Source organism: Dactylosporangium cerinum, assembly GCF_042653625.1.
Classification (GTDB): domain Bacteria; phylum Actinomycetota; class Actinomycetes; order Mycobacteriales; family Micromonosporaceae; genus Dactylosporangium; species Dactylosporangium cerinum.
This window is the reverse complement of record NZ_JBHSIU010000041.1, coordinates 508,723-520,225: the sequence shown is the minus strand read 5'-3', so window position 1 is coordinate 520,225 and position 11,503 is coordinate 508,723. Positions and strand designations below refer to the sequence as shown.

The 11,503-nt window shown below is 72.9% G+C and carries 10 protein-coding genes; 5 read left to right on the top strand and 5 right to left on the bottom strand.

Features of this window, described 5'->3' with window-relative positions; translation table 11 throughout:
• Positions 1 to 83: 83 nt before the first annotated feature.
• The 3 genes from ACFPIJ_RS31405 to ACFPIJ_RS31395 form a co-directional block, all read right to left on the bottom strand.
• Positions 84 to 1,184, bottom strand: coding sequence for a sensor histidine kinase (locus tag ACFPIJ_RS31405; RefSeq protein ID WP_380120295.1), 1,101 nt, complete (start codon positions 1,182 to 1,184; stop codon positions 84 to 86).
• A 10-nt stretch (positions 1,185 to 1,194) separates the two neighbouring features.
• Positions 1,195 to 1,773 carry a hypothetical protein gene (locus ACFPIJ_RS31400; RefSeq protein ID WP_380120293.1) on the bottom strand — a complete coding sequence of 193 codons (579 nt, stop codon included), beginning with the start codon at positions 1,771 to 1,773 and terminating at the stop codon, positions 1,195 to 1,197.
• A gap of 133 nt (positions 1,774 to 1,906) precedes the next feature.
• Positions 1,907 to 3,283 carry a CBM96 family carbohydrate-binding protein gene (locus ACFPIJ_RS31395; protein ID WP_380120291.1) on the bottom strand — a complete coding sequence of 459 codons (1,377 nt, stop codon included), beginning with the start codon at positions 3,281 to 3,283 and terminating at the stop codon, positions 1,907 to 1,909.
• Between the two features lie 228 nt (positions 3,284 to 3,511).
• Here ACFPIJ_RS31395 and ACFPIJ_RS31390 point away from each other — a divergent pair, with 228 nt between their 5' ends.
• The 3 genes from ACFPIJ_RS31390 (at position 3,512) to ACFPIJ_RS31380 (ending at position 7,180) form a co-directional block, all read left to right on the top strand.
• A complete protein-coding gene (locus tag ACFPIJ_RS31390) occupies positions 3,512 to 4,750 on the top strand; it encodes an MFS transporter (protein ID WP_380120289.1) in 1,239 nt (412 codons plus the stop codon).
• Positions 4,747 to 5,739, top strand: a complete 993-nt coding sequence (locus tag ACFPIJ_RS31385) for a hypothetical protein (protein WP_380120287.1) — start codon at positions 4,747 to 4,749, stop codon at positions 5,737 to 5,739. Before ACFPIJ_RS31390 ends, ACFPIJ_RS31385 begins: the two co-directional genes overlap by 4 nt.
• 286 nt (positions 5,740 to 6,025) lie before the next feature.
• Positions 6,026 to 7,180, top strand: a complete 1,155-nt coding sequence (locus tag ACFPIJ_RS31380) for a S8 family serine peptidase (RefSeq protein WP_380120930.1) — start codon at positions 6,026 to 6,028, stop codon at positions 7,178 to 7,180.
• A 74-nt stretch (positions 7,181 to 7,254) separates the two neighbouring features.
• Here the strand turns inward: ACFPIJ_RS31380 and ACFPIJ_RS31375 are convergent, their stop codons facing one another.
• Entirely contained in the window at positions 7,255 to 8,814 is a 1,560-nt protein-coding gene (locus tag ACFPIJ_RS31375) for a PP2C family protein-serine/threonine phosphatase (RefSeq protein ID WP_380120285.1), read from the bottom strand.
• Positions 8,815 to 8,956: 142 nt separating this feature from the next.
• Between ACFPIJ_RS31375 and ACFPIJ_RS31370 the strand changes: the two genes are divergently transcribed.
• Positions 8,957 to 9,898: a DUF1861 family protein gene (locus ACFPIJ_RS31370; protein WP_380120283.1), complete on the top strand. Its 942-nt coding sequence runs from the start codon at positions 8,957 to 8,959 to the stop codon at positions 9,896 to 9,898.
• Between the two features lie 211 nt (positions 9,899 to 10,109).
• A complete protein-coding gene (locus ACFPIJ_RS31365; RefSeq protein WP_380120281.1) occupies positions 10,110 to 10,862 on the top strand; it encodes a hypothetical protein in 753 nt (250 codons plus the stop codon).
• Here the strand turns inward: ACFPIJ_RS31365 and ACFPIJ_RS31360 are convergent.
• Entirely contained in the window at positions 10,853 to 11,503 is a 651-nt protein-coding gene (locus ACFPIJ_RS31360; protein WP_380120279.1) for a hypothetical protein, read from the bottom strand. The genes ACFPIJ_RS31365 and ACFPIJ_RS31360 overlap by 10 nt on opposite strands.

The following is an 11,503-nucleotide window of genomic DNA, read 5'->3' as shown; positions in this document are numbered from 1 at the left end:
GACCTCCGGACTGAGCCCATGATGACCGGCCCCTCCGCTGCGCTCCGGACCGGTCATGCGTCCTCCGCTTCGCTCCGGACCGGTCATGTGGCCGGCACCGTGACGGTGACCGTGACCCCGTGCTTCGCGGCCACCTCGACGTCGCCGCCCACCGCGGCCACCCGCTCGCGCATGCCCCGCAGCCCGAACCCGTCGGTGGCGCCGTCGGCGAACCCGCGCCCGTCGTCGGCGACGACCAGCCGGGCCGCGGCACCGCCGAACGTCGCACGCACGGTGACCCGGCGGGCGCCGGCGTGGCGGCGGGCGTTGGTCACACCCTCCTGCGCCGCCCGGAACAGCGCCACCCGCGCCGCGACCGGCAGGTCGGGCTCGTCGCCGGACACCTCCACGTCCACGGCGCAGACCCCGGCGCCACCGGCCGAGGCGAGCTCGGCGAGCGCGTCGGACAGCGAGAACGGCGCGGCGAGGGCCCGCACCGCGCCGCGCACGTCGTCCAGCGCCCGGGCCGCGGACTCCCGGGCGTCGCGCACCGCCTGCTCCGCCGCGGCCGGGTCGAGGTCCCGGAACGCCGTCGCCTTCTCCAGCTGGATGCTGACCGCGGTCAGGTGGTGCCCGAGACCGTCGTGGATGTCCCGGGCCACCCTGCCCCGCTCCGCCGCCGCGGACAGCTCGGCGACCTCCGCGAGCGCCAGCCGCAGCCGGGCCCGCGAGTCCGACTCACCGACCGCGGCCGCCGCCATCGCGACCGCCAGTGCCATGCCGACGCCCAGCATCAGCACATCTGTCACCCGTTCGCCGCTGCGGTACCAGTACGCGTCGGCAACCGTCGCCCAGCCGACCGGCAGCACCACCCCGGCCGCCGCGAGGGTGACCGCGACCCGCCTGCCGTAGGCGAAGTACGCGGTGAACGGCACCAGCAGGAACAGCAGGTTCGACAGTCCCGACCCGTCCAGCGCCGCGACCGCCACGAACAGCGCCGTCCGCGCGGCCAGGAAGAGCCACGGCGGCGCGGCGACCCGCCGCTCCACCGGCTCCAGCGAGGCGAGCACCCCGATCGCGGCGACGAGCCCGGCCGCCTGGGCCGGGCCCCCGTTCTGGCCGCGGGTCAGGTCGTGCAGGCCCGCGATGAGGACGGCGCCGTACATCACGTACGGCAGCCACGACACCGGACGCGGCGGACCCATGCCCACCAGGTTACGCAGCGACCGGCACCGGACGGCGGGCCGGCAGCACCGCCAGCGACAGCCACCCGATCGACACCGCCGCCACGACGTGCACGACGCTGGTGGCCGGGCTGTCCGGCAGCGGCGCGAGCAGCGCGAGCAGCGTCAGCGCCACGCCGTAGCCGACCGCGGGCAGCTTCGGGAAGCCGCCGGAGCGCACCATCGACACGCTGAACAGGACCGTCCCGGCGACGAACACCAGCGCGCTGATCGACACCGCCGACCCGGTCGGCCCTGCCAGGAGCGAGTCCACAGTGGACTTGTCGAGGTAGAACAGCACCAGGTTCAGCGCGAACGCGACCCCGGTGAACAGCCCGAGACCGAGCAGGTTGACCGCATACGCGACCGCCCCGAACCGGCCGGCGGTGGCCCGGTGGTGCAGGTAGAGCGCGGTGACCGCCGGCGCCGAGAACGCCACCCCGAGCCCCAGGGCGAAACTCGTCGCCGACGTCTCGCCGGTGAACGCCTCGACCGCCCCCGGCACCCCGATCGACAGCCCGAGCACGACGCCGCTGACGGCGCCGAACCGTTGAAACCACGTGAGATCCATGCCTGGACCGTAATTTCGTGGCCGCCGCCGCGGCAGTGCCTCCCGGCCAGACCCCGGCGCCGGTCGTCATGTGCCGGTGGCCCGCCGCGACGCGGTGGATCGGTGCGGATCCACCGCGTCATGGTGGTGGCGATCAGTGGCAGGAGCCGGTGCCGCTGTCGCTGTAGGACTGGCCGGCGACCGGCACGAACTGCCAGTCGTAGGTGTTGCTGTGCAGGGTGAACTTCAGCACGCCGTAGGCGGAGCTGTTGCGGGCCTCGCTGTTGGGCTGGATGGTGCCGAACGCGTAGTGGCTGGCACCACCCATCCCGGCGACCCAGGTGCGCAGGCCGCGGGCGGTGTCGAGGCCACCGCTGGGGTTCATCGGGCCGAAGCGCTCGTAGACGTGGTTGTGGCCCCACAGCACGACGTCGGCGTTGTAGTCGTACAGCGCCTGGTACAGCGGGCGGGTCGACGTCGACGGCGCGTGGTTGGAGCTGGAGGTGAACAGGGGGTGGTGCCAGTAGGCGAGCGTGCACGGTTTCGTGCTGGCCGCCAGGTCGGTGCGCAGCCACTGCTCCTGCGTGGAGCCGGCGGACATGCTGATGTTCGAGTTGAGCGAGACGATGTGCCAGTTGCCGAGGTCGAAGGAGTAGTACCCGCGACCTGACGGGCCGGCGACGGAGCCGAAGTAGCTGTAGTACGCGGACGCGCCCGACGTGACGTAGTCGTGGTTGCCGGGCGTCGGGCGGGTGCGGGACTTGAACCGGCCCCAGGTCGGCTCGTAGTAGGAGTTGAACTCACTGGCGGTGCCGCTGTCGTACACGTTGTCGCCGAGCGTGTAGACGGTGCCGGGGATGCTGTCGATCAGTGCCGCGGTGGCGCTGTCGCCGGAGCCGGAGTTGGCGATGTCGCCCGCGCCGACGAAGACGGGGTCGCCCGACGGCGGGGTGGTGGTGCCGGTGGTGAGCACGAGCTGCGGTGCGTCGGCGCCGCTCTCCCGCGAGTCGTAGTAGGCGCCGTCGGTGTTGGTCGAGCTGCCGCCGATGCTGAACGTGCCGTTGCCGGTCACGAGTGCCTTGACGTCGATCTCGTACCAGCCGTCGCGGCTGACGGCGCCGAGGGTGCCCAGGGTGGCGCCGTCGATCGCGGGCTGGTTGGCCCACGTCGTGCCCGTCTCGGACCACGACGTGTTGCTCATGGCCTTGAACGTGCCGCCGTTGGCGCTGCCGTCGTTGCCGCTGATGGTGCGCAGCCGCAGCTTGGCAGCGGTGACCGTGCCGCTGACGCCGGACACCGTGAACCGCAGGAACAGCCGGCGCACGGGCGAGTTGTCCACGACGATCTGCGTGGCCGTGCCGTAGTTGGTGGAGGTGGCGTCGCTCTGGACGTACGTGTCGGCGACCGGCGTGAACGTTTGCGTGGCGGCCGACGCCGGCGAGGCGGAGGCCACGACGACGGTGGCGGTGGCGGCGACCAGCACCGCGACCGTCGCCATCGTCACCGGGGGGCGGGTGAGACGGATGCCCATCCAGAAACCCTTCTCTGGGCGTGTGCAGAAGCGCAAGGAACATAGGGACGCCGATGGGCCGGGCCGGTACCGTGAGGTAAACATATAGCGAAATACTTCGATGTAAAGCGCCGTTCATGATCTGCACGCCGGACTGCCTTGTGCGGTACGTTGCCGGCGGAATTCGCGGCGGCGGAGGATGGCGGACCGTCACTGCAGAAGGGAATGCGCCGGGTGTACCTGTCGACCGTGTCGAAGCCGTTGGCCGAGGCGCCCGCCGCCGGTCCGCGCCGCAGGAGGCTGGCCCTGGTCAGCGGCAACGTCGTCGCGCTCGGCACCGTCAGCCTCATCACCGACGTGTCCGCCGAGATGGTCACCGCGGTCCTGCCCCTGTACCTCGTGCTCGGCCTGCACGTCAGTCCGCTCGCCTACGGCGTCATCGACGGCGTCTACACCGGCGCGACCGCACTGCTGCGCCTCGTCGGCGGGTTCGTTGCCGACCGGATCCGCTCCCGCAAGCTGGTCGCCGGGCTCGGATACACGCTGTCCGCCGTCGCCAAGCTCGGACTACTGCTGGCCGGCCGGTCGATGGCCGCGATCGGCGCCGTCATCGCCGTCGACCGGCTCGGCAAGGGTGTGCGGACCGCGCCCCGGGACGCGCTCATCACCGCGTCGAGCCCGCCGGAGGCACTCGGCCGGGCGTTCGGCGTGCACCGCACGATGGACGGCATCGGTGCGTTCCTCGGGCCCCTCGCCGCGCTCGCCGTCCTCGCCGCGGCGGGGGAGTCCTACGACGCCGTGTTCGTCACCAGCTTCTGCGTCGCCGCGCTGGCCGTGGTGGTCCTGGTCCTGTTCGTGCGCGAACGACCGGACGGCGGCAAACCCGAAGCGCCGAAGGTCACCGTCGGTGAGGCGGCCGGGCTGCTGCGCGCCGCACCGGTCCGGCGGCTCGTCGCGGCCGCCTGCCTGCTCGGCCTCGCCACGATCGGCGACGGTTTCGTGTACCTCATGCTCCAGCGCCGCGAAGACCTGAGCCTCGTGTGGTTCCCGCTGCTGGCCGTCGGCACCAGCCTCGCGTACCTGCTGCTCGCCACGCCGCTGGGCCTGCTCGCGGACCGGATCGGGCGACTGCCGGTGGTCCTCGGCGGCTACGCCGCGCTGGGCGTGACCTATGCGTTGCTGTTCGGCCCGTTCGGCGGGTGGCCGCTGCTCGTCGTCACGCTCGCGCTGCACGGGCTGTTCTACGCCGCCACGGACGGGGTGCTCGTCGCTCTCGCGGGCCCGGTGCTGCCGGCCCGGCTGCGCACGACCGGGATCGCGCTGATCCAGACGGGGCAGGCGCTGGCGTACCTCGCCTCGTCCGTCCTCTTCGGACTCGCGTGGCAGGCGTGGGGCCCGCAGACCGCCAGCCGGGTCGCCGCGCTCGGGGTCGCCCTCGTGGTCGTCGCCACGCTGACGCTGTTGAGAAAAGGGTTGAAGACGCGATGAAGCCGATGTCCAACGGCGCACGGATCGGCGTGCTCGCCGCCGCCGTCGCCCTGCTGGGTGGCGTCGCCGCCGGCTACACGGCGCTCGCCGCCGACCGCACCGCGGCCCCAGCGCCCCAGGCGGCGGCCGCCGGCACCCTGACCCTGACGCCGGGACCGCGGCTGCTGACGATCACCGACCGGCACCTGGCGTCCGTGTCCGCGACCGACCCGGCCGGCCCGCGCATCGTGTCCACAGTGGAGTGCCTGCGGGTGTACGCCGCCGCCGGCACCGGGATCTGCCTGCGACCGTCGAGCGCGTGGAGCTACGAAGTGGTCGTGCTCGACGCGGACCTCAAACAGCGGCAGGCGTTCGCCGTGCCCGGGCTGCCGAACCGGGCCCGGGTCTCGCCGTCGGGCCGGTTCGTCGCCTGGACCGTTTTCGTGGGCGGCGACTCGTACACCAGCAGCGGCTTCTCCACCCGGACCGGCATCCTCGACACCCGCACGGGAACCACCGTGAACACCCTCGAGGAGTTCACGGTCATCCGGGACGGCGCCCCCTACCGCAACGTCGACGTCAACTTCTGGGGCGTCACCTTCGCCGCCGACGACAACCGGTTCTACGCGACGATGTCGACGGGCGGACGCCGGTACCTGGTCCGCGGCGACCTCGCGGCCCGCACCGTGGAGACCCTGCGGGACAACGTCGAGTGCCCGTCGCTGTCGCCGGACGGCACCCGGATCGCGTTCAAGCAGGCGATCGACGCGGACCCGACGAAGGGATGGCGGCTGTCGGTGCTCGACCTCGCCACCATGCGGGTGACCCAGACCGCGGAGCGGGCGAGCGTCGACGACCAGGCGGCCTGGCTGGACGGCGCGTCCCTGGCGTACACGCTGCGGCAGGACGACGGCCGGCCCGACGTGTGGTCGGTCCCGGCGGACGGCTCCGGCGCGCCGCGGCTGCTGATCCCGGGCGCGGAGTCCCCGGCGGCGCTCACGTCCGGCTGACACCCATGTCGTGAACTGGACCGGCAGCGGCGCGGCCCGTTGTCGTCACGCGCAGTGTGCCGGGTCAGCACATCGGGCTCAACCGGCCGGGAGAACGAGATGGCAGGTAGGAAACTGCACCGAGAACTTCGGCCGGGCCGTGCAGTACGAGTGCTACGGCGGCGCCAACCAGAAGTGGTGGTGGTCCTGACCCCGGCCGGCACATCGGGACGGTGACCCGTCCGCCGGGCTCTCGCAGGCCGGCGGGCGGGCTGCCGCCCCGCTTCGCTACGGTCGCGTGGTGAGAATGCGCGCAGCCGTGGCAGCCCTGGTGCTCGGCGGTGTCACGGCGGTCGCCGCTCCCGCGCCCGCCCACGCCGAGACCGTCCGTGAGCAGCAGTGGTGGCTCGGAGCGCTCAGCGTCGCCAAGGCGCAGCAGGTCGCCAAGGGCGACGGCGTCGTCGTCGCGGTCATCGACACCGGCGTCGACAGCACCCAGCCCGACCTGGCCGGCGCCCTGCTCGCCGGCACCGGCACCAACGGCGTCACGAGCCAGAAGGGCTGGGACGACCCCGACGGCCACGGCACCCAGATGGCGTCGGTCCTCGCCGGCCGCGGCAGCGCCGTGCTCGGCATCGCCCCGAAGGCCAAACTCCTGCCGATCGCCATCCCGATCGGCAACCGCGAGCTCAAGAACCCCGAGGGCACCCTCGCCGAGCCGATCCGGTACGCGGCCGACCACGGCGCGAAGATCATCAACATGTCGTTCACCCTCGCCGACGACGAGCTGAAGCAGCCGGAGGTCGACGCCATCGCCTACGCGCGAGCCAAGGGCGCCATCCTCGTCGCCGCCGGCGGCAACCGCCCCCAGGGCGACGACCACGTCCCGCTGCCGGCCCGCTACCCGGGTGTCCTCACCGTCGCCGGCACCACCCGCGCCGGCGGGCTGTGGGACGGGTCCATCGCCGACCCGACGGTCGACATCGCCGCCCCCGCGCAGGACATCATCGGGGCCGCCCCGAAGTCCCGCTACTCCTCCGGTTTCGCGGTCGGCAGCGGCACGAGCGGCGCCGCCGCCATCGTCTCCGGGGTCCTCGCCCTGATCTGGTCGAAGTATCCGACCCTGGACGCGGCGAACGTCCTCAACCGCCTCCTCACAACCGCCCGTGACAAGGGCACCGCGGGGCGCGACGACGCCTTCGGGCACGGGCTGATCGACCCGTACTCGGCGCTCACCGCGACGGTCCCGCCGGTGACCGCCGACCCGCTCGGCCCGATCACTGCCGCCGCGTCCCCGTCCCCACCACCACCGGCGACGACGGCGCCACCCGGCGATGCCCCCGGCCTGAGCTCCCGGACGATCCGCGCCGCGGCCGTCGGCGGCGGCTCGCTCCTGCTGGCGCTGCTGCTCGTCTTCGGTGTGGCCCGCCCCCTGCTGAAGTCCTCCCGGCGCCGCCGCTGACGATCCGCCACCGCCAGGTCAGACGTGGGCTCGCAGCGTCAGTGCGGCCGGTGAGCAGCAGCAGGGCAGGATCTTCAGGGCAGGACGCGCAGCGCGAGGGTGCAGGTGTCGTCGTCGGGGCTGGCGAAGTGCAGCAGGCCGCGCAGCCGGGTCAGCGGCTGCGGGCCGGGGTCGGCGGACACGTCGGCGAGGGTCTGCTTCACCCGGTCGAGCATCACGTCGATGCTCGCCGAGCGGCGCTCGACCAGCCCGTCGGTGTAGAACAGGACCAGGTCGTCGTCCCGCAGGCGTGCGGCGAGGACCGGGTAGGCGACGTCGTCGGCGGCGCCGAGCAGCAGCCCGGTGGGCCGCTCCAGCTCGCTGACCGCGCCGGCCCGGGCCAGCAGCGGCGGCAGGTGCCCGGCCCGCGCCCACGACAGCGTCCTCGCGCCGGGGTCGTAGACGCCGATCGCGGCGGTGCCGGTGATGCTCAGCTGCAGGCACAGCCGGTTCATGTGGGCGAGCAGCGTGCCCGGGTCGCGGATGCCGATGGACAGCCACGCCACCAGCGAGAACCGCAGGTGCGCCATGCCGTTCGCGGCTTCGAGGCCGTGCCCGGCGACGTCGCCGACCGCGAGCGCCACCTGGCCGTCGGGCAGGGTCTGCGCGTGATACCAGTCGCCGCCGACCTGCACGGCGCGCTCCGCGGGCAGGTAACTGACCGCCGCCTGCAGCCCGGCCAGGGGGAACGGCTCGAGCGGCACCGGCTGGATCAGGTTCTGCAGCTGCGCGGCGAGGCGGTGCTCGGCGAGCGCCGTCATCTCGCGGGTGCGCAGCTGGTCGCTGAGCCGCTCGATCGCCGTGCGGGTGTCCTCGCGGGCCGTGACGTCCTGCACGACGGCGTAGATCTTCAGCGGGCTGCCGTCGGCGTCGCGGGCGACGTCGGACAGGATCCGCAGGTACTTCACCGTCCCGCCGGCCCGGAACCGCACCGTCACGTCGGACGCGGCGCCGCTGTCGAGGGTCTGCCAGGCCGTCTCGCTGACCCCCCGGTCGTCGGCGAGGAGCGCCGCGGCCTGCTCCGACCGCGACATCGCGCCGAGCGCCGGGTCCCGCTCGAAGATCCGGAACATCCCCGGTGACCACTCGCTGCGGCCGGTGACCAGGTCGTACTCCGCCCAGCCGAGACTGCCGAGCAGCTCGGTGCGCTCCAGCCGGCGGCGGGCCTCGTCGACGCGCTGCCACCACACCAGCAGCCCCCCGAGGACGGGGTGCACGCTGATCTCGAACCGGGAGTCGGCCACGATCCCGGTCCGCTGCCCGGCATAGCGGAAGTCGGGGAGTTCGGCGGCCACGCCGTCGGTGAGGACCTGCAGGTAGAGCTGCCAGAGCGGGCCGCCGATCAGGCTCGGATACAGCTCGCTGACCCGTTCGCCGAGCCGGTCGGCGCCGCGGCCGTAGAGGTCGTTGTCGCGGCCGCTCACCGCCGCGACGAGGAAGTCGGCGACGTGGCCGTCCTCGCCGGTCAGCGGCAGCAGCCAGGTGCACCCGGACGGCACCGCCGACAGCAGCGCGCGGACCACCGACGTGACGGTGTCGCCGTCACTGCCCGCAGCGGGCGGCGCGGTCCCGCGCCGCGCACCGTCATGTGCCATCCGTCAAAGCTTAGTGCCGGAACGTCCGCACGGCCGCGTTCGACATTCACCCTGGTTTCCCGCCTTCCGCGCCCGATGGCGGCGTTACGGTGCTTGTATCCCCGCCGTCCGTCCCGCCTTCCAGACCGCTGAGGAATGCCACATGACGCAGCCCATCGGGTATCGCGACCTCGTCGCCGACCATCTGCGCCGCTCCGGCCGCCCGACCGGGGTCGCCGAGGTGATCCCCGGCGTCGGTGACCGGCTCGCGTACAACCCGTGTGTGGTGCGGCAGGGCGGCCGGACCCTGCTCGCGGTGCGGGTCGAGTCGCCGGACAGCTACTGGCGTGACGAGTCGTCGTGGGACCCGGAGATCCGCTTCTACGAACGCACCCCCGGCGGCTGGCGTCCCGCGCCCGGCACGCCGGTGTTCACCGGCGCCGAGGACCCGTTCGCGGCCTGGGTGCTGGGCCGCGACGGCACGCCGGTGCTGGTGTTCGGGGTGGTGTCGCTGGACTACCGGCAGGACCCGCCGATGGTCGTCACCCGCTTCCACGCCGCGCCCGACGTCGAGCGGCTCGACCCGGGCGGCGCGTTCCTCGAGGTGCCGCAGATGAAGGACATCCGGCTGCTGCAACGCGGCGACGGCCTCGCGGTCTGCGGCCGCCCGCAGGGTGGCACGGCCGGCCGCGGCCGGGTGAGCCTGATCATGGCCGAGGATTACACCGAGCTGTCGCCCGAGCTGATCGCGAAGGCCCACGTCTTCCACGACCAGGTCGCCGAGGACACCAAACTCGGCGTCAACGAGCTCTACGACCTCGGCGACCGCATCGGCGTCCTCGGCCACATCGCGGTCGGCGAGGAGGGCGGCCCGCAGGAGTACGCCGGTGCCTGGTGGACCATCGACCCGGCCGCCTGCACGGCCACCGCGCCGCGGGTCATCGCGATGCGGTCGGACTTCCCGCCGGCCCCGCCGAAGCGCCCGGACCTGACCGACGTCGTCTTCCCCGGCTCCCTCGAGACCCTCGACGGCGGCCTCGCCCGCGTCTACTGCGGCCTGAGCGACGCGACCATCGGCTCCATCGTCCTGCCCTCCCCCTTCTGACCGCTCTACCGTTTCCCTCTGCGGCGTCGGTACAGCCGTGCTGGCGCGAAAGGAGTGCTGGGCCGGATGGTGTGGCGGCGCCGGATACACCTGCTGAGCACCCGCCTGTACGGGCCCAAACGGCGCGCACCGGCTGAACCTCCCGACGCTCGATGCAATGGGGCGGCACGCAACGACCGGCTTCGCTACTGTGGCGGGCCGGGGGGAACACATGCTCAGTCGTTTGATCGTGGGTGGCGTCGCCGTGGCAGTGCTCACCGGTGGCTGCCTCGGGCTGCCGTCCGGCGAAACACAGTCCGACAGCCAGACCGCCAAGCCGTGGCAGCCGCCGTCGCCGACGGGGACGCCGGCGCAGACCCTGCTGGCCGAGGCGTTGCAGCGCTCGCAGCAGGTCGCGTTCCGGTTCACCGTGGAGGGTGACCTGCCCGGCGACGACGGCACCATCAAGGCCACCGGCGCCTTCGACCCCACGGCGAAGCTGTTCGAGTCGACCATCCAGATCTCGTCGCAGAAGGATCCGGTGCACCGCATCGTCGTGGGCACCGACAGCTACCTGCAGCAGACCGGCGGCAAGTGGGTGCACCTGGACCTGAAGCGGGTGAAGCCCGACGCGCTGGTCTACTTCGACATGACCGACGCGACCGGCCTGGTGAAGTTCACCACCCGGGTCGAATCGGCCGAGGGCACCGCCGCGACCGGCTACAAGGGCCGCTTCGACGCCGGCGGCGCGAGCCCGGAGTTCCTGCCGGTCGGCGCGCCGAGCCTCTGGGTGATCGGCGGGGCGGCGCCGTTCACCGCGACCGTGGACGGCAAGGGCTGGGTCACCACGATCACCGTGGAGCTGACCGACAAGGACCGGACCGTCAAGCTGACCACCACGATGAGCGGGCACGGCGAGCCGCTGCAGATCAAGGCGCCGGCGAAGAAGAGCGTGGTGGAGGCCGACGACCTGTATTACCGCTGAGCGCGGTTGCGCACCTCGATGACGGCACCGGTGTCCGGGTCGACGCGGAAGCTGCGACCCGGCGGCAGCGGCCGGTCGAGGGCGCGGACCCGCAGGTGGGTGCCGGTCGGCGTGAGCTCGCGGGCGGTGCTGAGGGCGTACTCGTCGGGGTCGGTGTCGTCGTCTCCGGCCTCGCCGGCCCGCGAGGTCGTCACGCTGAAGACGATGAGCCCGGTGATCGCGTCGAAGACGATCCGGTGCGCCTCCAGCACGATCCGGTCGGAACGGGGCAGCACCATGCCGGTCTGGAACACCAGCCCGGTGACGGCGGCCCAGCCCTGCTCCACGTACACGCGGAAGCTCACGGCGGCGCAGTCGTCGGACTCGCCACGGGCGTAGACCGTGTGGTCCCAGCCGCCGGTGCCGCCGTCGCGGAAGCCGACCGAGGCGTGCGCGCCGGTCCGCAGGTTCGCCGGGGCCGAGGGCACCCCGGGGAAGGGATAGGGCGGCGGCTGGTGGTTGGACAGGTTCGCCACGGCGAGCACCTGGCAGCGCGGGACGCGCACGATGTGCTCGGCGATCACATACACCTGGCACGCCGGTGTCACCGAGTAGTCCAGGATGTTGTCGGCGCTGACGTCCGCGCTGGCGATGAGGTCCAC